This window comes from Muricoccus nepalensis (genome assembly GCF_006438825.1).
GTDB lineage: Bacteria > Pseudomonadota > Alphaproteobacteria > Acetobacterales > Acetobacteraceae > Roseomonas > Roseomonas nepalensis.
On the sequence record NZ_RCZP01000009.1, the window covers coordinates 21,075 to 44,441 of the forward strand.

Annotated in this window: 21 protein-coding genes and 1 pseudogene; 3 read left to right on the forward strand and 19 right to left on the reverse strand. The window is 69.9% G+C overall.

Annotated elements, in window-relative coordinates:
* Nucleotide 1: 1 nt before the first annotated feature.
* From EAH89_RS11600 to EAH89_RS11615, 4 genes are all read right to left on the reverse strand, one after another.
* A complete protein-coding gene (locus EAH89_RS11600) occupies nt 2-1,597 on the reverse strand; it encodes an ABC transporter substrate-binding protein (protein WP_241666980.1) in 1,596 nt (531 codons plus the stop codon).
* Between the two features lie 129 nt (nt 1,598-1,726).
* Entirely contained in the window at nt 1,727-2,653 is a 927-nt protein-coding gene (locus tag EAH89_RS11605) for a CobW family GTP-binding protein (protein ID WP_140883142.1), read from the reverse strand.
* A 333-nt stretch (nt 2,654-2,986) separates the two neighbouring features.
* On the reverse strand, nt 2,987-4,573 hold the full coding sequence (locus EAH89_RS11610) for an ABC transporter substrate-binding protein (RefSeq protein ID WP_140883144.1): 1,587 nt from the start codon (nt 4,571-4,573) through the stop codon (nt 2,987-2,989).
* Nucleotides 4,570-6,060, reverse strand: coding sequence for a M81 family metallopeptidase (locus EAH89_RS11615; protein ID WP_140883146.1), 1,491 nt, complete (start codon nt 6,058-6,060; stop codon nt 4,570-4,572). Before EAH89_RS11615 ends, EAH89_RS11610 begins: the two co-directional genes overlap by 4 nt.
* Nucleotides 6,061-6,166: 106 nt before the next feature.
* Here EAH89_RS11615 and EAH89_RS11620 point away from each other — a divergent pair, with 106 nt between their 5' ends.
* Nucleotides 6,167-6,817, forward strand: coding sequence for a helix-turn-helix domain-containing protein (locus EAH89_RS11620; protein ID WP_140883147.1), 651 nt, complete (start codon nt 6,167-6,169; stop codon nt 6,815-6,817).
* Nucleotides 6,818-6,989: 172 nt separating this feature from the next.
* On the opposite strand, the gene EAH89_RS11625 is transcribed toward EAH89_RS11620, so the two are convergent.
* The 7 genes from EAH89_RS11625 to EAH89_RS11655 all read right to left on the reverse strand — a co-directional run bounded on the left by EAH89_RS11625 (nt 6,990) and on the right by EAH89_RS11655 (nt 16,850).
* On the reverse strand, nt 6,990-8,846 hold the full coding sequence (locus EAH89_RS11625; RefSeq protein ID WP_140883149.1) for a potassium transporter Kup: 1,857 nt from the start codon (nt 8,844-8,846) through the stop codon (nt 6,990-6,992).
* A 304-nt stretch (nt 8,847-9,150) separates the two neighbouring features.
* The gene (locus EAH89_RS11630) at nt 9,151-10,056 is read right to left on the reverse strand and encodes an HpcH/HpaI aldolase/citrate lyase family protein (RefSeq protein WP_140883151.1); all 906 of its coding nucleotides are present in this window, start codon (nt 10,054-10,056) and stop codon (nt 9,151-9,153) included.
* Nucleotides 10,050-11,252, reverse strand: coding sequence for a CaiB/BaiF CoA transferase family protein (locus EAH89_RS11635; protein WP_140883153.1), 1,203 nt, complete (start codon nt 11,250-11,252; stop codon nt 10,050-10,052). Before EAH89_RS11635 ends, EAH89_RS11630 begins: the two co-directional genes overlap by 7 nt.
* Nucleotides 11,249-12,124 (reverse strand): FAS1-like dehydratase domain-containing protein, encoded by an 876-nt coding sequence (locus EAH89_RS11640; RefSeq protein WP_140883155.1) that lies wholly within the window; start codon nt 12,122-12,124, stop codon nt 11,249-11,251. The genes EAH89_RS11635 and EAH89_RS11640 overlap by 4 nt, the downstream gene beginning before the upstream one ends.
* Complete coding sequence (locus EAH89_RS11645) at nt 12,121-13,107, reverse strand: Bug family tripartite tricarboxylate transporter substrate binding protein (protein ID WP_140883157.1); 987 nt, start codon at nt 13,105-13,107, stop codon at nt 12,121-12,123. The genes EAH89_RS11640 and EAH89_RS11645 overlap by 4 nt, the downstream gene beginning before the upstream one ends.
* A gap of 545 nt (nt 13,108-13,652) precedes the next feature.
* Entirely contained in the window at nt 13,653-15,419 is a 1,767-nt protein-coding gene (locus EAH89_RS11650; RefSeq protein WP_161993553.1) for an ATP-binding cassette domain-containing protein, read from the reverse strand.
* A 207-nt stretch (nt 15,420-15,626) separates the two neighbouring features.
* A complete protein-coding gene (locus EAH89_RS11655; protein WP_140883381.1) occupies nt 15,627-16,850 on the reverse strand; it encodes a DUF2252 family protein in 1,224 nt (407 codons plus the stop codon).
* A gap of 456 nt (nt 16,851-17,306) precedes the next feature.
* Here EAH89_RS11655 and EAH89_RS11660 point away from each other — a divergent pair, with 456 nt between their 5' ends.
* The gene (locus EAH89_RS11660; RefSeq protein WP_140883161.1) at nt 17,307-17,702 is read left to right on the forward strand and encodes a (R)-mandelonitrile lyase; all 396 of its coding nucleotides are present in this window, start codon (nt 17,307-17,309) and stop codon (nt 17,700-17,702) included.
* Between the two features lie 123 nt (nt 17,703-17,825).
* On the opposite strand, the gene EAH89_RS11665 is transcribed toward EAH89_RS11660, so the two are convergent.
* From EAH89_RS11665 to EAH89_RS11680, 4 genes are all read right to left on the reverse strand, one after another.
* On the reverse strand, nt 17,826-18,047 hold the full coding sequence (locus EAH89_RS11665; protein WP_140883163.1) for a hypothetical protein: 222 nt from the start codon (nt 18,045-18,047) through the stop codon (nt 17,826-17,828).
* 100 nt (nt 18,048-18,147) lie between these two features.
* The gene (locus EAH89_RS11670) at nt 18,148-18,846 is read right to left on the reverse strand and encodes a hypothetical protein (RefSeq protein WP_140883165.1); all 699 of its coding nucleotides are present in this window, start codon (nt 18,844-18,846) and stop codon (nt 18,148-18,150) included.
* Nucleotides 18,847-18,855: 9 nt separating this feature from the next.
* The gene (locus EAH89_RS11675) at nt 18,856-19,872 is read right to left on the reverse strand and encodes a Bug family tripartite tricarboxylate transporter substrate binding protein (protein ID WP_140883383.1); all 1,017 of its coding nucleotides are present in this window, start codon (nt 19,870-19,872) and stop codon (nt 18,856-18,858) included.
* 43 nt (nt 19,873-19,915) lie between these two features.
* On the reverse strand, nt 19,916-20,350 hold the full coding sequence (locus tag EAH89_RS11680; RefSeq protein ID WP_140883166.1) for a type II 3-dehydroquinate dehydratase: 435 nt from the start codon (nt 20,348-20,350) through the stop codon (nt 19,916-19,918).
* A gap of 253 nt (nt 20,351-20,603) precedes the next feature.
* Here EAH89_RS11680 and EAH89_RS11685 point away from each other — a divergent pair, with 253 nt between their 5' ends.
* On the forward strand, nt 20,604-21,392 hold the full coding sequence (locus EAH89_RS11685) for a GntR family transcriptional regulator (RefSeq protein ID WP_241666981.1): 789 nt from the start codon (nt 20,604-20,606) through the stop codon (nt 21,390-21,392).
* A 44-nt stretch (nt 21,393-21,436) separates the two neighbouring features.
* Here the strand turns inward: EAH89_RS11685 and EAH89_RS33395 are convergent, their stop codons facing one another.
* The 4 genes and pseudogenes from EAH89_RS33395 to EAH89_RS11700 form a co-directional block, all read right to left on the reverse strand.
* Nucleotides 21,437-21,646 (reverse strand): hypothetical protein, encoded by a 210-nt coding sequence (locus tag EAH89_RS33395; RefSeq protein ID WP_456306499.1) that lies wholly within the window; start codon nt 21,644-21,646, stop codon nt 21,437-21,439.
* A 34-nt stretch (nt 21,647-21,680) separates the two neighbouring features.
* A pseudogene (locus tag EAH89_RS33400) lies at nt 21,681-22,145 on the reverse strand (alpha/beta hydrolase); the annotation flags it as partial.
* Between the two features lie 169 nt (nt 22,146-22,314).
* On the reverse strand, nt 22,315-22,953 hold the full coding sequence (locus EAH89_RS11695) for a response regulator transcription factor (RefSeq protein WP_206667521.1): 639 nt from the start codon (nt 22,951-22,953) through the stop codon (nt 22,315-22,317).
* A gap of 45 nt (nt 22,954-22,998) precedes the next feature.
* Nucleotides 22,999-23,358 (reverse strand): response regulator, encoded by a 360-nt coding sequence (locus tag EAH89_RS11700; protein WP_161993554.1) that lies wholly within the window; start codon nt 23,356-23,358, stop codon nt 22,999-23,001.
* Nucleotides 23,359-23,367: the final 9 nt, after the last annotated feature.

A 23,367-nucleotide genomic window follows, 5' to 3' on the forward strand; every position in this document is an offset into this window, starting at 1 on the left:
CTCAGGACTCCTTCGTGACGCCGGTGGCGAGTGTGTACTGGTCGGCCCGGGTGACGTAGCCGAGCCCGCGCCGGGCGGCCCAGACCGAGACCTCGTGGTGGAGCGGGATGAGGGCGGTGTCGCGGAAGGCAATGGCGCTGGCCTCGGCCAGCAGGGCGTTGCGGGCAGTGTCGTCCATGGTGCGGAGCGCCTCCTTTAGGCGGCGGTCCACCTCGGGGTTCGAGTAGCGGCCGCCGTTGGAGATGCCGAGGCCGGCCGGGCGGTCCTCGGTGGCGACGAGGGCGGCCATGGGGTTGCTCGTCTCGCCCGTGTTCACGCCCCAGGCGCCGAGGAAGAGGGACTGCTCGGTGCGCTGGCTGTTCTTCCCAGCGTAGGTGGACCAGGGCATCACCTCAGCCCGGGTCTCGACACCGACGCGGGTGAGCATTCCCGCGACGGCCTGCACGATCTTGGCATCGTTGATGTAGCGGTCGTTCGGGCCGTGCAGGGTAACGCGGAACCCACGGGGATAGCCCGCCTCCGCCAGGAGCGCCCTGGCGCGGTTGGGGTCGAAGGGTGTGGGTTCGAGGCCCGGATCGGTGCCGGGGCCGCCGGGGGGCAGGAACTGGGTGGCGACCACCGCCTGGCCCTCCATCACGCGCTCGACGACCGCCGGGCGGTTGATGGCAAGGGAGATGGCTTGGCGGACGCGGCGATCCTTGAAGGGATTGCGATCGAGGGGGCGGCCGTCCGGTCCCGCGACGAAGGGCGAAACGTCGTTCACCTGGTCGAGGCCGAGATAGACAAAGCGGGACGAGACGCCGCTGATGAGGTGCAGGCGGGCGTCGGCTCGCACGCGCTCGGCGTTGCCGGAGGGAACCGCCTCGATGATGTCGAGGTCACCGGCGAGGAGGGCGGCGAGGCGAGCGGCATCGTCGGTGACCACGCGCAGCTCCACGCGCTCCCACGGGGTGGGGCCGCCCCACCAGGCGTCGTTGCGGTCCAGGGCGATGCGGTTGCCGGGAACGTGGTCGCGCAGCCTGTACGGGCCGGTGCCGATGGCGGCGCGGCCGGCGTTGAACTCGGCGCTGGGGGTGGCGGCGAGGCGGGCCTGGATAATGCGCACCCGGCCGATGGCGTTCAGCAGCAGGGGGTCGGGCGCGTGGGTCTCGACCAGCAGGCTGCGCGGGTCGGGCGCGGACATGGTCTTGATACTCCGCGTGTAGGTGCGGAAGGAGGCCGCGCTCGGGATATCCGTCGCGCGGCGGATGGAGGCGATGGCGTCCTCGGCGGTGAAGGGGGTGCCGTCGGTGAAGCGGGTGTCGCGAAGGCGGAAGAGCCAGTGCGTGTCGTCCTGCCGGGTCCAGGACTCGGCCAGGCCGGGGACGGAGCGCGAGGCGTGATCGTTCACCGTCAGGCTGTCGAAGAGGTGAGTCGCGACGGCGTTGTTCGGGGCGTTGCTGAGGAGATGGGGGTCCAGCGTCGTGTTCGGCGCCGCCATCCCGATCCGCAGCACCTCGCCGGCGCCCTGTGCCCTGGCCGCCTTCAGCCATCCGGGCGCCGCCCAGCCGGCTCCCGCGCCGAGGGCCAGGGTGAGGAAGCCGCGCCGTTGGTTCACGCTCAAACCTCTTTGCCTCAGGGTTCGGACAGCAGCCTGATTTTGGCCTCGCTGCAGAACTGTAGGCCCGGAACGGAGGGTCGAGAAGGTCAGGGTGGATCAGCCTCATTGTGCCGCCGCACGCCAATGTCAGGCACGGCAGTCGTTCAGCAGGGCATGCACCATGTCCGGTTGCAGCCGTCCGATCTCGGCGATTAGCATGAGGCGCACCAGGGCCGCATTGGATGGAGAGGCAGGCGCCGCGCCGAACGTCGCGCGCTGCCCCACCATCTGGAACAGCAGTAGGTGTTCCTGGCCCTCGACGTGCAGGATGCCCTGCGCGCGCACGAGCAACCGCGCCAGGCGGCTGATGGCTGCCTGGAAGCGCGGCAGCGAAAGGGGGCGGTCTGCCGTCCAGCTCAGGCTTTCGAAGCCCGGCGTGGCGAAGCGGTTCGCCGGGAGCGTGGCGTGGGCCTGGGGGACGAATCGTTCCTCCGAGAAGAGGAGGTCGGCGGGCACGTCACCGTGCCGGGTTTCGAGGATGGTGCGAGCTGGTAGCATCGACAACCGGCCTCGAAGGGCGGCCCGTTGCCCTTCCGAGACCGTGTCGGCCTTGTTCATCAGGATGATGTCGCCCGCCCGGAGTTGGGAAAGGAGCAGCGCGTCATCCAGCGTGGCCGGCCGCTCGGCGAGCGCCTGTGCGTCCGCTAAGCAGAGCACGGCCTCGAGCGCGGCTTCCCGCCAGATCACGGGGTCCAGCAGGCTGCGCACGATCTCGGCGGGGTCGGAGACATCGCTGGTCTCGATCACGATCCCGTTCGGCACCGGGTTGCGCCGGAGGAGGGGCGAGAGGGTCCGCAGCAGGTCGCCTTGCAGCGTGCAGCAGATGCAGCCGTTCTGCAGCGCCACCATCCCCTCCGCACTTCCGGCCAGCAACTCCGCATCGATGTTGATGGCGCCGAAGTCGTTCACCACCGCCGCCAGACGCTTGCCGTGTGGTGCGGTCAGCAGGTGGTTGATCGCCGTCGTCTTGCCCGCCCCTAGGAAGCCGGCGATGAGCAGGACAGGGACCGGCATCAGCGGCGGACCGGCCTGCCGGGCCGTGTGGCGGTCTCGAGCCTGCCGTCGGCAATGAAGCCACGCCGTTCACCAGCACGTGGCGCATCCCCTCGGCCGCGCGGTTCATGTGGCCGCAGTCGGCGTGATTGGTCAGGACCTCCGCGTCGAAGACCACGATGTCGGTGTCGCAGCCTGGCTGCAGGCGCCCCTTACGGCGCATAGGCAGGGTGCTCTCGCCGGCAGCGGCCACGCGTCGCCGGTGTAGACGGAGGCGTCCGGCAGGGTCCGTGGCCCTACGCGATCGCGATGTCACCTATGGCTTCCAGGCCCGTCGCCAAGTCGTGCATGGCGTCAGGCCTTCCGCAGGTTCCAGAAGACGGGCGCGGTGCCCGGCAGGACGTCGCGGAGGCTGTTGCGGTAGGCGGTGGGCTGCTGGATGGTCCCGATGGGCACGTAGGGCACGGTGGCGAAGGCCTGGCGCTCCATCTCCGCGGCCAGCACCTTCTGCGCCGCCTCGTCCCGGGCGTCGAACCAGTCGCTGCGCAGGGCCTCCAGCTTCGGGTCGGTGAACCAGCCGGCCCAGCCCGCCCGGCCGTTCCCGCGCAGGGCGAGGTGGGAGGCGGGGCTCATGAACTCCGGCGCGACGGCGGTAGTATGGAAGATGTTCCAGCCGCCCTCCTCGGGCGGCTTCTGCGAGGCGCGGCGCGCCAGCACCGTGCCCCAGTCCGTCGCCACCAGCTCCACGTTCATCCCGAGGCGCTTGAGGAGATCCGCCGTGACCTCGCCCATGGGCGCCAGGAACGGCATGTCGGTCGGGGAGATGATCACCACCTTGCGGCCGTCATAGCCGCTGGCCTTCAGCATCTCGCGCGCCCTGGCGAGGTTGGCCTCCATGGCCTCCCCGCCGGCGCCGGTGGAGAGGGGCGTGCCGCAGGGGAAGAAGGCCTTGCACTCGCTGAACAGGGAGGGATCGCCGACCATGGCCTGGAGGTAGTCGGGCTGGCTCACCGCGTGCAGCACGGCCTGGCGCACGCGCACGTCGTCGAAGGGCGGGAAGAGGTGGTTGAAGCGCAGCAGCACGTAGACGCCGAGAGGGTCGCGCGTGGTGATGCTGATGTCGCGGGAGCGGCGGAGGATCGGCAGCAGGTCGGTGGGGGCGTTCTCGATCCAGTCCACCTGGCCGGTCGCGAGGGCCGAGACGGCGGTGGAGCTGTCGGGGATGACCTTCCACTCCACGCGGTCCACGTGGACGCGCTTGCCGCCGGCGGCACCGTCCGGCGCCTCCGCGCGCGGCACGTAGCCGTCGAAACGGGTGTAGACGGCCTGGCTGCCGGCCACCCACTGATCGCTTACGAAGCGGAAGGGGCCGGAGCCCACGGCCTCCCGGATCTGCTCCTGCGGCGACGTCCGGGCCAGCCGTTCGGGCATCATGAAGGGTACAGGGCTGGACAGCTTGCCCAGCGCTTCCGCCAGCAGGGGGAAGGGCGCCTTCAGCCGGAAGCGCAGCGTGCGGTCGCCCACCGCCGAGAGATCGTCGGTCTGTGCCATGAGGGTCGCGCCGAAGCCGTCGCGCGCGGCCCAGCGGCGGATGCTGGCCACGCAGTCCTGCGCGCGCACGGGCTCGCCGTCGTGGAATCGCAGGCCGTCCCGCAGGCGGATGGTCCAGGTCCGGCCGTCATCCGCCACCTCATGGCCCTCGGCCATCTGCGGCCGCACCTGGAACCTCGCATCCATGCTGTAGAGGGTGTCGTAGACCATGTAGGCGTGGTTCCGGACGACGTAGCCCGTGGTCCAGACCGGATCGAGGGCGGCGAGGTCGGATTGCGGCACGAAGCTCACGACCTTCGCGCCCTGCGCCACCGCCGGGCGGCCGAGGCCGGGCGCGAGCGCCGTCGCGGCGGTGGCGCCCAGCAGGGCGCGGCGGGTGGAGGCGGTCATGCGGCGGGATCCTGAAGGATGTTGGTCGGCGCGAAGGGATCGGCCACGCGAGGCCAGTAGGGGCGGGTGCGCTTGCTGAAGGGGATGTTCGCGTAATCCGGTGGGATGGCGCCGGGCGCGGCGACGTAGCGGATCGCGCGCGCGACCGGTGCGAAGGCGGCGTGGAAGTGCTGGGTGGACTTCACCACGACGAGGTTCTTGTCCGCGAGCGTGATGCCGAGCCCGGTGAAGGCGTCCGGCGCGAAGGTCTGCTGGCGCTTGCTGACGAGGACGATGTCGATGCCGTCGGCGGAGACCCAGGCGCTCGGTCCGAAGGCCGCGCGGCCACCGCTCAGCCCGGTCTGCGAGAAGTCCGGATCGACCCTGCGCACGGTGACCATCAGGTCCACCGGATCGCCGGAGGAGGGGCCGCACTTCCCGCCGATCCGGAGGGAGAAGGTGGCGCCCTCGCCGGCCTCGGTGCAGAAGGCCACCGCCTGCGGGTCCCAGAAGCAGCCGATCGCGGCGTCCCTCACGCCCCGGTCGACCAGCCGCCGGAGGATGGCGGTGTTGTCCGAGGGGGCGCCGCCGCCCGCGTTGTCCGCGACATCCGCCAGGACCATCGGGCCGCCCGAGCCCTCCAGCGCGCGGTCGATGCCCTCGTCGATCGTGTCGTGCCGGGTGGAGGTGGCCTCGCGCATGGCCCAGATCTCGTCGCCCAGGCGCCGGGCCAGCGCCTCGGCCTTCGCCGTATCGCCGTCGGCGATGACGACCACCTTCGCGCCCACCTCCTCCACGTCGCCCCAGGGGAAGCCGTGGCCGAAGGAGACAGAGAGGATTCCGTCCCGTCCTTCCAGGGACTGCATGCGCGTCACGAAGGACCGCATCGGCTCCTGCGGCGTCCGCCACATGCTGACCATGCGGCAATCGTGAAAGGCCGTGACCGGGTTCACCTCGCCCCGCGCGGCGCGGGTGCAGAGGGCGTAGAGCTCCTCCGCCCGCTCGGCCATGTCGATGTGCGGGTACTCCTTGTAGGTGATGATCGCGTCCGCGCTGCTGCGCATCAGCTCCGTCAGGTGGCAGTGAAGATCCAGCTCGACGCCGATCGTCGCCTCGGGGCCGACCACCTCGCGGACATGGGCGAGCGTGTCCCCCTCGCAGTCGTCGTAGCCGTGCGCGACCATGGCGCCGTGCATGAAGAGCAGCACGACGTCGACGGACCCGGCGCGGCGCAGGTCGTCCAGCAGCATGTCGCGGAGACCCTCGTAGACATGGCGCAGGGTCGTCCCGGCGGGCTGGGCGAAGGTGCAGAGGCTCTCGACGACCTCGTGCCCGTCGGCCTCGGCCAGGCGGCGCCAGGTGATCAGCGGGATGTTGCCGGCGACGGGCGGATGGCGGCTGCCATCATGGCGGAACCAGACGCGTTCCTCCTTAAAGCCGGCCCAGCCGGTGGGAATGGGCGAGAAGGTGTTCGTCTCGGTGGCAAGCGCCGCCATGAAGATCCGCATAGCCTCCACCTCCCGTCTTTCGCTCTGGCATCCGCCGGAACGGCTACCGGCGATGCATCAAGATCTGATCGATCGTGAAATTGCACGATCGAATGTGTCAACATGAATGAGGTTGCCGACCTTCCCCAGTCGCCCCTCGCTCGGCGAGGCCGTGCGCGCCGCGCGGCAGGCGCAGGGCCTCACGCTGAAGGAGGTCCGCGCCCGCTCGGGCCTTGCCATATCCACGCTCTCGAAGGTGGAGAATGGCCAGATGTTGCTGACCTACGACAAGCTCCTCGCCCTCAGCGAGGGACTGCGGATCGACGTCGCCAAGCTCTTCGAGGCGCCCGGCGCGGTGCAGCGGACCGTCACTGCGCGCCGCAGCGTCAGCCGCGGCGGGGAGGGCCAGCGGGTGCAGACGGACTGCTACGACTATCTCTACCAGTTCGTGGACATCGCGCGGAAACGCACGAGCCCGATCCTGGCCGAGATGCACGCGCGTTCCCTCGCCGAGTTCGGCCCGCTGATCCGGCACACGGGCGAGGAGTACTGCCATGTGCTTCAGTGCCGGGTCGCGGTTCACACCGAGTTCTACGCTCCCGACCTGCTGGAATCCGGGGACGGCCTCTACCTCGACAGCAGCATGGGCCACGCCTACCTCAACGCCGGCGACGGCCCGGCGCGCGCGGTCGTCGTCTGCTCCGGCATCGATCCGGAGCTCGACGCGGCGCTGATCGCGTTGCTGAGTGGACGCCGGCGCGGCGCCTCTGCTTCGTAGCCGAACGACGCAGCCCGGCGGTGCCGGGAGGGCCGGGGCCGGTCGGCCTTCGTGCCCGAGGCGGGGAGGGGCGGCGCGTCCGTTGCTCTGCGTCGGCAGCAACGCGGATGGGCGGTGGCGCTCGTGCAGGCTTTGCGGTGCCAAACGAGTTGAGCCGAGCTCCCGGACAATCTCAAACCTCGACGCGGGAGCCCAGCTCAACCACCCGGTTCGGTGGCACCCGGAAGTAGTCGGACGAGCGCATGGCATTGCGGGCGAGAAAGCTGAACACCCCTTCCTGCCAACTCGACAAGTCCGGCCGCATGGAGGCCACCGGCACATCGCGGCCCACGAAGAAGGAGGCGGCCTGCGGGTCCAGGCCAAAGGCTGCTCCATGGACACGCAGCGCGGCGGGTACGTTGGGGTCCTCGGCGAAGCCGAAGCGTAGCGTGGCGCGCACCACACCGCACCCGAGGCGTTCCACGGACAGGCGTTCGGCCTCGGGCACCCGCGGCTGGCGCTCGGCCTCGACGCGCAGGAGCCACACCCGCTCGTGCAGCACCCCGTTATGCCGCAGGTTGAGCGCCAAGGCGGTGGGCACCGTGGTCTTCTGCCCGCTGAGGTAGATCGCCACGCCTGGCGTGCGCGGCGGCGCGTTCGGGCCGGAGAGGCGGCCGACGAAGGCGTCGAGATCCTGGGCATCCTCGTCGCGCCGGGACGCCAACACTGCCTTGCCCTTGCGCCACAGCAGGGACATGGACAGGCAAGCGGCGCCGACGAGCAGCGGGAACCATCCCCCATCGGGGACCTTGTGCAGGTTGGAGGTGACGAAGACGAGGTCGAGCAGGAGGAAGGGCAGCCCGACGGCCAGCACAACGGCCGGGGGCCGCCTCCACTGGCCGAGCGCCACGAACGACAGCAGCAGGGTCGTGGCCAGCATATCCCCCGCCACGGCGATGCCGTAGGCGTTGGCCAGCGAGGTGGACGAGCCGAAACCCAGCACGAGGCCCAGCACGGCGGCGGCAAGGATCCAGTTCACCTGGGGCAGGTAGACCTGCCCGGCGGCATCCTTCGAGGTCTGCCGGACCTCCAGGCGCGGCACGTGCCCCATCTGGATGGCCTGCTGCACCAGGGTGAAGGCGCCCGAGATCACGGCTTGGCTCGCGATGACGGTCGACGCCGTGGCGAGCAGCACGACCGGAATCAACAGCCAGGAGGGGAACAGGCCGAAGAACGGGCTGGCGGCGGCCGACGGGTCGGTGATCACCACCGCGGCCTGGCCCAGGTAGTTCAGCACCAGGGCCGGAAGAACCAGCAGGAACCAGTCCAGCCGGATGGCCCGCCGTCCGAAGTGCCCCATGTCGGCGTAGAGCGCCTCGCCGCCCGTGAGAGCCAGGAAGGCGCTGCCGAGGACCAGGAAGGCGCCGGCGCCGGGCGCGTGGATGAGGTACTCCCACGCGTAGCTGGGGCTCAGGGCGGCAAAGACCTGGGGGTGCCTGAGCGCGTGCACCAGCCCGGCGAGGAACAGCACCGTGAACCAGGCCAGCATGACAGGGCCGAAGAAGCGCCCGATGGCCGCGCTGCCGCGGCGCTGCACGAGGAACAGGAGGGCGAGGACGACGCAGGCGATTGGCACGACGTAGCGCGCGAGCGCGGGGGTGACGACCTGCAAGCCCTCCACGGCCGAGAGGACGGAGATCGCCGGGGTGATCATCGCGTCGCCGAAGAACAGGGAGGCACCCGCCAGGCCCACCAGGAGGACCGTCCCGCGCCAGCGCTCCGGAGCAGAGGGCAGGGCAAGGGACAGGAGAGAGATGGTCCCGCCCTCGCCGTGGTTATCGGCGCTCATGACCAAGAGGACATACTTGATGCCGACGACGAGCAGCACGGCCCAGAAGATCAGGGAGGCGATGCCGAGCGCGGGATCGGCGCCGTGTCCGGCCGATTGCAGGGATTCCTTGAACGCGTAGAGGGGACTGGTCCCGATGTCGCCGAACACCACGCCGAGCGCCGCAAGCATGATGCCCAGCCCGGCACGGTGCTCGGTCATGGCGGGAGCGGAGCGGGTTGGTGCGGGTGACGGCTGGTTCATGTCTGGGGTCACCCGGCGGCTCCTGCGGCTTACGGCTCTGCCTGTAACGTCCGACGATCACCAAGGGATCTTGGCTGACGAAAGGCTCATAGGCCCGCAAGGTCGCGGCGTTGCCCCGCCCAGGGAACGCCCATCCGCGTACCAGCCACGCTTGGCCGTTCTTCAATCCGGGTGGCCCGGCTGAACAGGAGGGGGTGGCGCTTCAAGGCTCTCAACGACTGGGCTTGCCCGCTGGAAGGTTCGGCGCCAGCATGGACGCTCGTCACCCTGTGACCTTTGAATCCGTTGCTGAAGGCGATGTTCTGGTCCTCCAACCCTCAGCCCGGGCGAGAAGACGGCGAGCGCGTTCGACAATGGGCAGGTCGATCATCCGGCCTTCATGGGCCACGGCGCCCGATCCCTGGGCCAGCGCTGTGTCGAAAGCAGCGATCAAGCGCCGGGCTCGGTCCAACTCCTCCTGCGTGGCGCCGTATTCCTCGTTGATGATGGGCACATGGGCCGGATGGATGCAGGTTGCCGCGGAAAAGCCAAGGGCGCGCGCACGGCGAAGCCCCGCCCTGTATCCCTCAAGGTCGTCCAAGTTGGAGAGGCTGCCCAGCGAGCCCACGGGCGCAATCCCAGCCATTCGGCAGGCTGCGATGCAGTGGGCTGCCCAGACGTACAGCCCATCGGCCGTCGGTGTGGCGCCGAGCTCCGTCGCCAGGTCCTCGCCACCAATGCCCATGGCCGCCATCCGCGGGTCCGCCGCGGCGATCGGTGCCATCTGCGGCAGGGCGGCCACCGTCTCGACCAGCGCCAGGAACCGCGTGCTGCCCACCGGCATGCCGCAAGCGATCTCGCGCTCGGCCACTGCCTCGGAAAGCAGGCGGACATGGTCGGGGCCGAGCACTTTGGTCAGCATCAGCGCCGCGACACCCGGACCGACGGCCGCCGCGATGTCCGGCACCGACAACGACAATGGCTGGTTGATCCGCACAACGACGTAGGCCCCTTCCTGCGACACGCGCGGAACGGCACCGGCCAGGGCGGCCCGAGCCGCTACCTTTTCCGTGGGAGGGACTGAGTCCTCGAGATCCAGGATGATGGCGTCCGCGCCACGCGTGTGCGCCTTGGCGATGAACCGCTCCGCCGTTGCCGGAACGAAGAGCAGCGAGCGCCAGTTCAGCATGCGGCCTCCTGCGCGGCACCCGCCTCGATCAATCGGTCCACCTCGCTGTCCTCATACCCCGCTTGGCGTAGTACTTCCCGTGTGTGCTCCCCCAAGCGCGGGGCGTGCAGCTCCTCCTCTCGCCTGCCGCCGCCAAAGTGGTTCGGCACCGCGGTTCGGCGCAGGCGGCCCTCGCTTGGATGATCCTCCGCCTGGAAGAAGCCCCTATCGGCGAGGTGCGGGTCCTCCATGAGATCCTCCAGGGTGTTGTAGTGGGCGCAGGGGATGTCGCGCGCGCTGAGAACCTCCAGCCACTCGGCGGTCGTTCGCTCGCGCAGCGCTTCCATGCGCAGGCGAAAATAGGCCGCGGCGTTGGTGGTGCGTGCGCTGGCGGAGCAGAAGCGCGGATCGTCCCGCATCTCCGGTCTGCCGATCGCATCGAAAAAGCCGAAGGCTTGGGCGTTGGTGTTGGGGCCAACGGTGATGTAGCCATCCTTCGTCGCCATCGGCCGGTATTCGGGGCTGAGAATGCGGTTGTCGCCGGTCGGACCGACCGGTGGGTCGAAGGTCGCCGCGCTCATGTGCTCGCTCATCACGAAGGATGCCATGTTCTCGAACATCGGCACCTCCACCGCCTCCCCGATCCCGGTGCGCTCGCGCCGGTACAGGGCGAAGCCGATGCACTGAGCGGCGATGAGACCGGTGATGTGGTCCGTCATCACCATCGGCACGAAGCGCGGCTCTCCTGTCGCCCGCTCGAAGGTCGCGGCGACCCCGGACAGGCTCTGAATGATGGGGTCGTAGGCCGGGCGCTCGGCATAGCGGCCGCCGGAGCCGAAGGCGAGGATGCTGCAATGGATCAGGCGCGGATTGACTGCAGCGAGGGCCTCATGGTCCAGGCCCAACCGCGCAAGCGCCGAGGGCCGGATGTTCGAGACGAAGACGTCCGCTCCCTCCACCAAGCGCCGCATCGCCGCCATTCCTTCGAGCCGCTTGAGGTCCAGGCAGACGGAGCGCTTGTTGCGATTGAATTGGATGAACTTGCCGGACATGCCGGCGTTCCGGCTGCCCTGGGCCAAGTTCCGAAGCAGGTCTCCCCCGGGCGGCTCCACCTTGACGACCTCCGCTCCCTGGTCAGCCAAGCTACGCGTGCAGATTGGACCGACCACGACGGAGGTTAGGTCCACCACGCGGACACCCGCGAGCGGCCCGCTCATAGGCCGAATTCCAGCGTCATCTCCGCTGCCAGGAAACCTTCCTTGTCGGCGGCCCAGACGCGCATGCCACCCCTCTCCGTCGCGGCGCCGCGAAGGGTCATGGGGTCGCCCACGAACATCGGACGGGCGAGCCGAGCGGTAAAGCTCACCAACCGGCCGGGCGCTCGCCGGAGGGCGGCATCCACCATCAGGTGCATCGTCAAGCCCCCGTTCTGGACCACCCCAGGATACCCTTCGGTGCCGCGGGCATAGTCGGCGTCGTAGTGGATTCGGTGCGCGTTCCAGGTAATCGCGCCGTAGCGGAACACCTGCACGGGGTCGATGGGCACGATGTCGGCCCAGGCCGCGTCGGTGGACGCCGGCACCGGCGAGTTGGTTGCGCTGGAGGCGCCAGGTCGCACCGCTTCACGGTACAGCGCATCAAACTCCTCGACTGCGACGATCTCTCCGCGTGCTTCGACCGTCCGGCGCATCGTGAGCAACACCATCTCGCCGGTACGCCCCGTCTTGGGCGTGATCGCGGCCACCTCGGTCCGGCGCGTTGCCGTATCGCCCACGCGCAACGTGCCGGGCGTTCGGACCCGCCGCCCGGCACCCATGCGGCGCGGCAGCGGGATAGGTGGCAGGAACTCACCGGCCCGCGCGTGCCCGTCGGGGCCAATGGCGGATTGCCGCGGAAGATCGGCGAAGAACAGGCCAAACCAGTGCGGCGGCAACGCATCACCCGGCGCGACCAACATGGGATCGTTGTCGAAGGTCGCGGCGATCCGGCGCACGGCCGACAAGGTGATCTCCTCCTCATCCGTGCGGCTCCGACCAATCCAGCCGGACAGTTCCGGCATGCTGGCGGCAATGGCTTCGGCAGCGCTCATTGAACGACGATCTCCAGACGGCGAATGAGCGCGGCCCAACGTTCGCCGCGGCGGCGCAGGAAGGCCGCGGCCTCCTCCGGTGTGTTCGCCTCCGCCGGATCGGCGCCCACGCGGAGAAACCCGGCGCGGACCGTATCGTTCGCCAAGGCGGCGTTCAACGCCTTGCTCAGCTGTGCCACGATGTCGGGCGGTGTGCGGCCGGGCAGGCCAAGGGCGAAGGCGTTTACCGCCTCAAAGCCCGGCAAGGTCTCGGCGACGGTGGGTATGTCGGACCACTGGGGATTGCGTGCGGAGCCGGTCACGGCCAGCGCACGGATGTTGGGGTCGGCTTTGACTGGCTCCGCTTCCGGCAGCCCCAGGCAGCGCGCCTTGACGCGTCCCGCCAGCAGATCGGTCATGCCTTGAGTGCTCTGGCGGTAGGGCACATGGATCATCCGCAGGCCGCCTGCCTGCTCCAGCAGCATCTCCATGGAGAGATGCGTCGTGGCCCCAATGCCGGAGGACGCATAAGGGACCTTGTCGGGATTCATCCGCACGTAATCGAGAAACTCAGACAAGCTCCGCACGGGAAGCGATGCATGGACAAGGAGGACGTTCTGCGCCGTGCAGAACATCCCGATCGGCAGCAGGTCGCGCTGCCAATCGTAGCCGGGGTTTCGGTACAGCGCGGCGTTCACACCGCCAAGCGTCCCTGTCGAACCGCTCAGGATGGTATAGCCGTCTGCCAGTGCCCTCGACACCAGCTCGGCCGCAACGTCGCCCGCCGCCCCCACGCGGTTATCCGGCAGCACCGTCTGGCCGAGCCGCTGGGCCATGCCGTCCCCGATCAGCCGGGAGACGATATCCGTCTGCCCGCCACCGCCGTAAGGGATGACAAGGCGGATAGGTCGGTCCGGGTAGGCGGCGCGGGCAACCCCTGATTCGGCGAGTGTCGCCGCAAGGGCGAGGACCGTCCGGCGCCCGATGAGAGCTGGCGTGGTCATCTCCTGGGTTCCCTCCGCCTCGCGCGTGCGGGCGCATCCGCGAACATCCTAGCGGCGCGCAATGCCTGGCGGCGCTTCACGTGTGCGAAATAAGAGACTTGATGGTCTGAGTGGAAGAATCGTCGAGAGATCGATCGACGCTGACGAGGTGTCGTCGACGAGCCATGGCGACAGGAGAGGCGTTGGTCGGGCGATGGTTCTGTTGATGACGTCCTGGTCGCCACCTTGAGAGCGCCGTTGCTGGCGAAGGCGCTCCGTTGCAGGTAGCCGTTGATCGCCGACGCTACGTCCTCGCTAGGTTGATAGACGCGTGCTCATCGGTACCCAGCACCACGACACGATCGGGCGGGCTGACGATCCAACCTGCGCTTCATCAAGGCTTCGGCCGCCTCGTCACCAACTTGACGCGGCTCCGCGTTATGCGGTGTCTGCTAACCGCTCGATGCGGTGCGTCGGGAAGCGCTGCTGTCGATTGGTCCGCTTTAACGGCTAACTCCTCTCGTCAGAGCGCGATAACGCGGCTGGTCAGCGCCGCCACCATGAAATCAGCGATTCAGATCAGACGCTAGCCCCGATAAGCTGGTCCTGAGGCTAGTGTCATCGGCCCCGTGCCTACCAATCGCTCTACCGACGACTGCGCTGTTCTCCTGGGCCCGCCAGAGGGCAGCGTAGCGCCCGCCAGCGGCAAGCAACACTTCATGGCGCCCTCGCTCAACAATCCTGCCTTCCTCCATCACCGCGATCTCGTCGGCACCGCGCACCGTTGAGAGGCGATGAGCGATGACCAGGGTGGTCACGCCTCTGGCGGCGTCGTCCAGGCTGGACTGAATGGCCTGTTCGGTGCGGGTGTCCAGGGATGCCGTGGCTTCATCCAGGAGCAGCAACCGTGGGCCCTTCAGGACAGCGCGCGCGATGGCTACCCGTTGCTTCTCCCCGCCGGACAACCGAAGGCCACGTTCGCCCACGACGGTGTCCCATCCTTCCGGAAGGACCTCGACGACAGGTTCCAGCCCGGCAACGCGCGCCGCATCAAGCATCTCCCTCTCGGAGGCCTCTGGTCGAGCGAAGAGGAGATTGGCGCGCAGCGTATCATGCAGCAGCACAGTGTCCTGGGGCACAACGGCCACGGCCGAGCGGAGTGCGCTAAGGGACAGGTCGGAGATGGGCACGTCGTCGAGCTGTAGAGCACCACTATCAGGCCGGTACAGGCTGCAGATCAGGCGGGCCAGCGTGGACTTGCCCGAACCCGATCGTCCCACCAGCGCCAGCGTCCGCCCGGCCGGGATCACCAGGCTTATGCCGTGCAACACCGGACGCCGGGGATCGTAGCCGAACGCCAGATCCTGGATGGTGAGTGTCAGCGGGCCTTGGCCAGGAAGGGTCCGCGTCCCTGGCGACAACGCCGCCTCGTCAGGTTCAGCCATCAGTGATCGCAACCGGGCGGTCAGGTCGAGGCCCTGGACCATCTCCCGCGCCATCTGGCCCAGCCGCTCCACGGGCCCTACAACCTGAAGCACGTACGCGTTCACCAACACGAAGCCACCCGCCGACAAGCGGCCCGCCGCGACCTCGCGGGCTGCCAAGAGGAGCGTGGCACCGAGGGCAAAGGTGAAGATGAGGGAAAGCAGCAGCCCGTTGACCGCAACAATGCGGTTGTAGGCATCCCAGGCGGCTCCGCCGCGCGCAAAGGCTTTGCCGATGCTCTCCTCGACGAGGGCTTCCCGAGTGAAGAGCTTCACGGTCTCCTCATTCGCCAAGGCATCCGAGGCGACACCCTGCGCCTCGGCGTCTGCCTTGGCGGCTGTCCGGAAGCTCCCGCGCTGCTCGAGGATACCCCGGTGAAAGACCAGCCCGTAGATCAGCACGAACGCCAGCAGCACCCCGAGGATGGAAGAGGGAACGGCGGCGCTGATCAGTACGGCACACACGGTGCCCACCTCGACAACAAAGGGTAGCGCGGTGAAGACAGCCGCATCCAGCATGCGTCGCCAACCTCGCACGCCGTCCGTGACGGTGCGGGCGAGTTCCCCGGCCCGGCGATCAAGGTGCACGGCATGCGGCAGCGCGAGGGCGTGGGCATAGGCTTGGCGGTAGAGGTCTCGCTCAAACCCTCTCGCCACCGTGCCGTAGGCCAGCGACACGCCTTGCCGTAGCGCGCGCGATGTCCCCGCCATGCCGGCGTAAGCAAGTGCCGCCAGAAGCGCGAAGGAGAGGTTGCCCGATGTCAGGTTATCGACGGCGGTGGTGAGTGCCAGCGGTGATAAGCCTTGAACGCCCGCACCCAAGGCAACGAGACCGGAGACAAAGAACAAGCGCCGCCGCTGTGAGGCCGAGAGAGCTCCCCACAAGCCTCCGCGGAACTCACCAAGCACTCTGCGCAGGCTGTGGAGCCGTTCCCGGTAGATCGATGACCTGAAATGCATGCGAGAGACTATAGACCACTCACGCGCATGTTCGAGGCGCGCGCCTCGCGGTTATCCACCAGGGCCGCTGTGGAGGAAGGCTTGCACGAGCATGGGTCAGGCCAGCGTGGGCTGGAGGGCGTAACGGCGGCAGTGCTCGAGGTAAGCAGCCTCGTGGCTCGCGACGAGGTCAACGACGGCTCGCCACAACCAGGACGGAGCGTCGAGGGATCGAGAACGGTTCCGCTGCAGCTCGCTGAGCCAGGCCTTTCTCTCTGTGGCGCTCATCTGCCGGGAGTGCGCTCGCCCAACGACCATGGCGAGGTAGCTGGCCATTTCCGACGCCTCTTCCTGGTCAAGGCGCTCTACCTCAAGCTTGAGGTCCTGCGGCAGCAGTTCGCGCACGAAGACGCCCTTGCCGAGCAGCCGCGTGGCCAGCATCCGTTGTCCCAGGTTCGGCGACAGGTGGCACGCCCCCTCCACGACGCGGACCGCGTTGTCGCGCGGCATGGCCGCGTCGGCGTAGCGCGGGGCCGCGGCGGTGATGGCTTCCTTCACGTCCAGAAGGCTGTAGCGAAGCCGCTTCTCGCCGGGACTGCGAACCGAGACAAGCACGGCAAAGCGCAGATTGCCGAGGGAACTGCATCCCTTCCGCCAGAACGCGCTGTCGACCAGGGCCACGGCCTCGTCGCCATCCTGCGAGCGCAGGGTGGCAACGAGGGCGCGTAGTTCCTCGGAGGCCACGAGATCTTCCATCGCCTCCCGTTCCTCGTCGCGCAGGGGCCAGAACCGTCGCCCGAGGGGAATGACGGGGTCGACGCCCTCGATGCGCTCGTCGGCCAAATGTTTCCAGGACCGTCGCGCCGCGTCCCGCAGAAGGCGCTTCACGGTGTCGGGCGGGCGGACGAGGTCCCGCGCGTCCGGGTCGGACGGCTCGAAGCAGACCTCGTATCCCGCGACCATGCTCTCCAGCATGCGCGCGGTTGTCACGCCCGGCAGGTCCGACCCTCGGGCGGCCATGGCGAGGGAGAGGCCCAGCCGCAAGAGATCGTGGGCCGGGTTGCCGATGACGGTCTGGTCGAGATCGCGGATCTGGACAGCCAGGGCACCATCAGGCCCACCGATCGGCCCGAGGTTGCCGACGTGGCAGTCCCCGCAGATCCAAATGCCGGGCCCTTCCGGAAGGCTGGTCCGGCCGGCTTGTTCCAGCCAATCGTAGAAGCGGACCGTGCTGCCCCGCACGTAGGCATGCGCTGACTCCGCCATCTTGAGGTTCCGCCTCGCGGTCAGCGCCGCGCTTCGCCCCGCAGGATCAGCACCGACAATTCGCTCATGCTTCATGGCCAAGAAATGACGATCCGCCTTGTCTTGTCGAGGGCGGGGCTTCATCGGATTACTCGGCATGAAAGGAATTTAATGGCTCCGCGACCGCTCAAAAATGGTCTGTCGCAGCGCGGGTGAGGTGATGCAGGCTCGGGATGTGGACCCGAGAGAGGCGCTGCCGGACGGGGAGTGAGCTTGGATCGAGCCGCGGCCGCCCGAGCCACCGTGACGGGCCCGTAGCCCCTCGGTCGCCCTGCGAATGGCGCTGCACGTGACCCGCTGCCTAGCGCGCGGACCGTGGCGGACCATCCGCTGTTGGTTTCGCACCCTTCGTGCGGCGTCTGCTGCTCCGCACGATCCACGACGTGTCCCAGACGCTGGACGGCGAGGCGATGAGACGGACGACTTCCGTGCCACGGTCGCTCCGCGTGACCTTGGGGTCTCCCCGGCGTTTGGGAAGCAAGGAGAGAGAGCATGGAGATCACGCGCGCCGGGGCACAGCCCTCAGGCAAGGGGCCGGCCGACTACTTCACCGGCACGGTTCGCATCGACCCGCTGTTCAGCCCTCCCGAACCCTCGCGGGTCGCGGGCGCCCTTGTCACCTTCGAGCCGGGCGCCCGGACGGCTTGGCACACGCATCCGCTCGGCCAGACGCTGATCGTCACCACTGGGTGCGGCTGGGCGCAGCGGGAGGGCGGGCCGGTGGAGGAGATCCGGCCGGGCGACGTGATCTGGTTCCCTCCCGGCGAGAAGCACTGGCACGGCGCCACGGCCACCACCGCGATGAGCCACATCGCCGTGCAGGAAAAGCTTGGCGGCTCTCCGGTCGACTGGATGGAGCCGGTGACCGACGACCAGTATCGTCGCTGATGCGTGCAACAGGCGCCCCACCCTCGCCGCAGCGGTAGCGCGACGCGTCTACAAGGAAAGCGCTGGCAGGGCGAGGAACAGGTGGCCGGCGTCGCTCGCAAGCCCATCCCTCGCCCTCCGGCGTTAGGAGCGCCGCTTCTTCGTCGTCCGAGCCTTCTTTGGTGCCCCACCGGTTAGCGCCGCCGTCCAGAAGTCGGCCACCTGCCGGGTGCCCTGGCGCGTCGCGGCGGCCTGTTGGCGCTTGGCTTGCCCGGCCATGATGCCGCGGGCGGCACCGGCCCAGGCGTTGGCGCCGCTCAGCATCATGCTCAGCAGCGGGTTCTTCTTCGTCCACGGGTTCGCCATGCAGCCTCCTGGCCGCGGGCCCGCTTAGGGGCCTCGCAGCCTCGTTAAGCCGCCGCGGATGCCACAAGTTGCCCCCGCCCTGCCGCCGACGTCCGGCCAGTCAGGCCTGGGGGAGGGGAGCGGGACCCTGGTCCGGCGGCCCCACGGCCTCACCCTCCAGATCCGCCCGCCGCAGCGCGAAGACGGGCGTGTAGAGCGGCGGATCGCTGGCTTCGGCGCCGAGCGCGGCAAGGGCGGGGCGGTGCCGAGACATCGCCGCGCGGAGGGCAGCGGCGCCCGTGGCCTCCACGAGGAGGAGGCCGGCGAAGCTCGCGTCGCCGCCGCGCAGGGCCCGCTCGCTCGTCGCTACGTCGGAGCCCTCGCGGTCCACCTCCAGCAGCCGGGCGGCGCAGATCCGATCCTCCGCCACCAGGGCCTCCAGCAGGGCGTCCGCGCCCGCCGCCGGAGCCCCGAGGCGAAGCGGCAGGAGGTGGCCGCCACGGCCCGTGCCGCGCTCGGCGCGCAGCCGGCCGCCTCCGCGGGCGAAGTTCCGCAGCGTCGGCATGACGCGCCGCGACCAGGGCGTCGGCGCGTTCAGCCGGGCCAGGTAGGCGGGGCTGGTGAGCACCGAGGGGTCCGCGAGGTCGTAGAGGATGAGGTAGCGGCACACGCCCGCGAGGTCGGCGCGGAACACGCGCACGCCCTCGAAGCCGGGGACGCCCACCCTCTCCGCGGTGTGCTCGCGCGTCAGCCAGTGCAGGTAGTCGGTCTCCTGCTCCGCCGCCACGTCGCTCCAGATCGCGAGCATCGCGCGCGTCATGCCCGCCGCCTATTCCATCTTGATGTTGCGACGGCGGATCAGCTCGCCCCAGCGCCGCGCTTCCTCCGCCTGGTAGGGCGGGAAGGCCTCCGCGGTGCCGGCGTAGATGTCGATCGAGGCCGCGTCGAGCCGCGACTTCACGTCCGGCAAGGCGAGGATCTCCCGGGCGGCCGCCGAGAGCTGGGCCACGATCGCGGGCGGCGTGCCGGCCGGGGCGAAGAAGCCGAAGTCGTTGGTGGCGCGGTAGCCGGCCAGCCCGCACTCCGCGAGGGTCGGCACCTGCGGCATCTGCGGGCTGCGCCCGACGCTCGTGACGGCGAGCGCGCGCAGGTCGCCGGACTGGATGTGGGGGATGGCCGTCACGGTGTCGATGAAGCCCATGTTCGCTTCCCGCCCGAGCACCGCCTGCACCTGCAGCCCGCCGGAGCGGTAGGCGACATGGAGCATTTCCGTGCCGGACATGTCGAGCATCAGCTCGGGCGCGAGATGCGCGATCGTGCCCGCGCCGGCCGAGGCGTAGCTGAGCTTGCCCGGCTGCGCCTTCGCCGCCGCGATGAGGTCGGCGTAGGTGTTGATGCCACTGGCGGAGTGGACGCAGACGAACATCGCGTTGCCGGCCAGCAGGCTGATCGGCGCGAAGCCCTTGTCGCTGTCGTAGGGCAGCTTCTCGAACAGGAAGGGCGCGAGGGCGAAGGTCCCGGTGGGGGAGACGCCGAGGGTGTAGCCGTCCGCGCGCGCGCGGGCCACGGCGCCGTGGCCCACCGTGCCGCTGCCGCCGGCGCGGTTCTCCACCACGAAGTTGCCGTTCAGCTTCGTCGAGAGGTGCTGCGCCAGCAGGCGGGCCACGAAGTCGGTGGAGCCGCCGGGCGCGAAGGGGACGATGACCGTGACCGTCCGGTTCGGATAGGCTTGGCCCTGGGCCCGCGCCGTGCCAACCCCGGCCAGGGCGCCGGCCCCGCCCGCGCCGAGCAGCAGCGCGCGGCGCCGCAGGCCGCTCCCCCGCGCGTCCGTCGCGTCCTCTCGCATCGTCACTCTCCCTCTTCCTTGTTGGTCTTCATGGCCGGGCGCCTCAGCCGAGGAGGTCGCGCATGGCGTGCATCGCGGTGGCGTAGCCGCGCGCGCCGAGGCCCGCGATGACGGCGGTCGCCACGGTGGAGACGAGGGAGCGATGGTAGATCGCCTCCCGCCGGTGGATGTTCGAGATGTGCAGCTCGACGATGGGGCGCCCGAACATCTTCAGCGCGTCGAGCACCGGGATCGAGGTGAAGGTCAGCCCGGCCGGGTTGATGACGATGCCGGCCGCGTCGCCATCCGTGGCCTCGTGGATCCAGTCCACCAGCTGCCCTTCCCAGTTGGTCTGGCGGAACACGACGGGCGTGCCGCCGGCTGCCTCGCGGCACAGGGCCTCGACCTCGGCCAAGGTCGTGCGGCCGTAGACCTCCGGCTCTCGCTTGCCGAGCCGGTTGAGGTTGGGGCCGTTGAGGACGTGGATCGGCCCGCTCAAGCCCGCCGCTCCGCCACCCGGGGGTGGTTGGCCCGCCCCGGTGTCCCCGCCCTGCTGCTCGCCACGTCCCGCCTCCCCAAGCCAGCCCGCTCCCTGCCGCGCGCCGGACGGGAAAAGCCTATCCACCTCCAATCGGAGAAACAATAGATTTTTTGTTGATTATCATATGAAATGCCTAAAATCAGCCATTCGCCGGTTTGGCCCCAGGCGGGATCTCGGGCACCATGGCGCGGGACGGGAGGCGCGGCGGGCGGTGAACGACAGCGTGGATCAGGATGGCTCGACGGTTGGCGAGGCGGCCTATCGCCGGATCCGCGCTGACATCGTCTTCGGGCGCCTTGCCCCCGGGCAGAAGCTCGGCCTCGACCGGATGCGCGAGACCTACGGGGCCAGCATCAGCACACTGCGCGAGCTGCTCAGCCGCCTTGCCTCCGAGGGGCTGATCGTCGCCGAGGGCCAGAAGGGCTTCGAGGTCGCGCCCGTCTCGAACGAGGACTTCCAGGAGGTCACCTCGCTGCGGCTCCTGCTCGAGGCGCACGCGATGGAGGAGTCCTTCGCCGCCGGCGGGCTGGACTGGGAGGGCGGGGTGGTCGCCGCGCACCACAAGCTCGCCACCCTCGAGCGCCGGCTCCTGGCGCGGGAGGAGGTCGATGTCGAGACCTGGAAGCGCTACGACTGGGAGTTCCACCGCGCGCTGATCGCGGCCTGCGGGTCGCGGCTGCTGCTGCAGGCCCACGCCGCCATCTACGACCGCTACCTGCGGTACCAAGTCGTCGCCGTGGTGTTCCGCGGGGAGGCCGCGGCGGAGGAGCACCGGCGCCTGCTGGAGAGCGCCCTTGCCCGCGACGGCGCCGCGGGACGGCAGGCCCTGGCCGAGCATCTCGGCAGCTGCGTCCGGCACGTGGTCGAGACCGGCGCCCTCGCGCGCTTCGGGGGCGAGGCCCGGCGCGCCCCGGCCGACGCCGCGCGCCCCGCACGGGCCGGGAAGGCGGCCCCCGCGCGGGGCGGCAACGCGCCGCGGAGGCCGGCGCCCGGCGCCTGAGGGCGGCCGGGGCGAAAGGACCCGCGGGCGCGGCGCCCGGCCTCCTAGCCCGCGGCGACGGCGTTCACGGCGTCGAGAATGACCCCGGCCACCTCCCGCGGCATGGAGAGGAGGGAGAGGTGGCCCGCCTTCAGCTCCGTCGTCGTCGCCCGCATGCGCGCCGCGCACTGGCGCTCCAGCTCGACGCTGACGACGCGGTCCTCGCTGGACACGGCGTACCAGGTCGAGCGGGTGGCCCAGGCCGCTTCCGTGATCCTTCTCCCCGAAGGTGCCCGCCGGAAGCGGCGGCTGCAGGGCGGCGAGCACGCGCGCCTCCTCCTCCGGCAGGTCCTGGCCCACGTCCTCCACCCATCCCTCGGCGCTGAGCGTGAGCCAGCCGGACCCGTTGTCCTTGATCTTGCCCAGGGCCGGCGGGGAGGGGTGCGCGCCCACCTGGTCGCCCACCGTCTCGCCGGCGGCCGGCGCGAAGGCCGCGACGTAGACGAGCGCCTTCACTTTGGGGTCGTTGCCGGCCTGGGTGATCACCGCGCCGCCCCAGCTGTGGCCGGCCAGCACGACCGGGCCGTCGACCATGTCGAGGATGCGCCGGGTCGCCGCGACGTCGTCGGCGAGGGAGGTGGTCGGGTTCTGCACGCCGAGCACCGCGATGCCCTCCCGCAGGAGATGGGGGAGCACGCGCTGCCAGCTCGAGCCATCGGCCCAGGCGCCGTGGACGAGGACCACGCTGGGCTTGCTCGACGGGGTTGCGGCCATGGGCCCTCTCTCCTTCCGGGATCGACGCCGGAGGGCGGCCGCGCCGGCCCTATCCCCTCCGCGCGCGAAGGACGATGGCCCGGGCGCGCGCCGGCCGTCTTTCGACGCCTTGCGGTGCCGTTGCGGCGGCTTGCGGTACCGGGACGGCGGAAAGGCGCGGCCGCGGCAATCAGCGGCGGCGCGACGCGGCGATGCCGAGCCGGCCGGCCATGCCGACGAGGTCCGCGAGGGACCGCGCCGCCATCTTGTCCATCACCCGCCGCTTGTGGACCTTGGCCGTGATCTCGGAGATCCCGAGCTCGGCGGCCACCTGCTTGTTCTGCAGGCCCCCGATCACGAGGCCGAAGACCTCCCGCTCGCGCGGGCTAAGGGAGACGAGCCGCCCGACGAGCTCGTCCTGGCCGCGCCCGGCGGCGAGGCGATCCGCCTCTCCCCGCAGCGCGCGGCCAATCGCGGCGAGCAGCTCCTCGCCGTCGACCGGCTTGGTCAGGAACTCGACGGCGCCGCCGCGCATGGCCCGCACCGTCATCGGGATCGTGCCGTGGCCGGTCAGGAAGATGATCGGGACGGTGCAGCCCGCGGCCCGCACCATGTCCTGCACCTCCAGCCCGTCGCGGCCCGCCAGGCGCATGTCGAGGAGGATGCAGGACGGGCGGCCGGGCTCGATCGCGGCCAGGAGGCTGGAGGCGTCGGCGTGGCCCGTCGCCTCGAGCCCGGCGGAACGGCAGAGGCGGATGAGGGCCGCGCGGAGGGCGTCGTCGTCGTCCACGATGTGGACGGTGCCGTGCGGCATCGAGGGGTTCGACACGATCGCCCGCCACACTCCCGCGCCGCTTCGCCGCTGCCTCAATTTTTAGGCAGGCTTGAGCGCCTCGGCAAGGCAGTGCTCGAACTCCGCCGCGTCGAATGGCTTTGTCAGGTAGGCGCAAGCGCCGAGCGCGGCGGCGCGCTCGCGGTGCGAGCTGCTCGGGTAGGCCGTGATGAGGATGACCGGCAGCCCCGGCCGCTGCTCCCGCAGCGCCCGGAGGAGGTGGAGGCCGCTCAGCCCCGGCATCTGGATGTCCGTGACCACGCAATCGAACCTCTCCGCGGCGTCCAGCGCGTGGAGGAGGCTCTCGGCGCTGGCGAAGCCCGTGCCCTGGTGGCCGAAGGAGCGCACGAGCCGGGTGAGGGCGGCGCGGACCGCGGGATCATCGTCGACGATGGCGACCACCGGCCCCAT

Excerpts from the sequence above, each read along its gene's own strand:
- EAH89_RS11615 (WP_140883146.1), bottom strand. The coding sequence starts at position 6,060 with ATGCGGATCTTCATGGCGGCGCTTGCCACCGAGACGAACACCTTCTCG.
- EAH89_RS11665 (WP_140883163.1), bottom strand. The coding sequence starts at position 18,047 with ATGGCGAACCCGTGGACGAAGAAGAACCCGCTGCTGAGCATGATGCTG.
- EAH89_RS11610 (WP_140883144.1), bottom strand. The coding sequence starts at position 4,573 with ATGACCGCCTCCACCCGCCGCGCCCTGCTGGGCGCCACCGCCGCGACG.
- EAH89_RS11605 (WP_140883142.1), bottom strand. The coding sequence starts at position 2,653 with ATGCCGGTCCCTGTCCTGCTCATCGCCGGCTTCCTAGGGGCGGGCAAG.
- EAH89_RS11635 (WP_140883153.1), bottom strand. The coding sequence starts at position 11,252 with ATGAGCGGGCCGCTCGCGGGTGTCCGCGTGGTGGACCTAACCTCCGTC.
- EAH89_RS11640 (WP_140883155.1), bottom strand. The coding sequence starts at position 12,124 with ATGAGCGCTGCCGAAGCCATTGCCGCCAGCATGCCGGAACTGTCCGGC.
- EAH89_RS11630 (WP_140883151.1), bottom strand. The coding sequence starts at position 10,056 with ATGCTGAACTGGCGCTCGCTGCTCTTCGTTCCGGCAACGGCGGAGCGG.
- EAH89_RS11660 (WP_140883161.1), top strand. The coding sequence starts at position 17,307 with ATGGAGATCACGCGCGCCGGGGCACAGCCCTCAGGCAAGGGGCCGGCC.
- EAH89_RS11620 (WP_140883147.1), top strand. The coding sequence starts at position 6,167 with ATGAGGTTGCCGACCTTCCCCAGTCGCCCCTCGCTCGGCGAGGCCGTG.
- EAH89_RS11670 (WP_140883165.1), bottom strand. The coding sequence starts at position 18,846 with ATGACGCGCGCGATGCTCGCGATCTGGAGCGACGTGGCGGCGGAGCAG.
- EAH89_RS11645 (WP_140883157.1), bottom strand. The coding sequence starts at position 13,107 with ATGACCACGCCAGCTCTCATCGGGCGCCGGACGGTCCTCGCCCTTGCG.
- EAH89_RS11655 (WP_140883381.1), bottom strand. The coding sequence starts at position 16,850 with ATGAAGCATGAGCGAATTGTCGGTGCTGATCCTGCGGGGCGAAGCGCG.
- EAH89_RS11625 (WP_140883149.1), bottom strand. The coding sequence starts at position 8,846 with ATGACCGAGCACCGTGCCGGGCTGGGCATCATGCTTGCGGCGCTCGGC.
- EAH89_RS11675 (WP_140883383.1), bottom strand. The coding sequence starts at position 19,872 with ATGCGAGAGGACGCGACGGACGCGCGGGGGAGCGGCCTGCGGCGCCGC.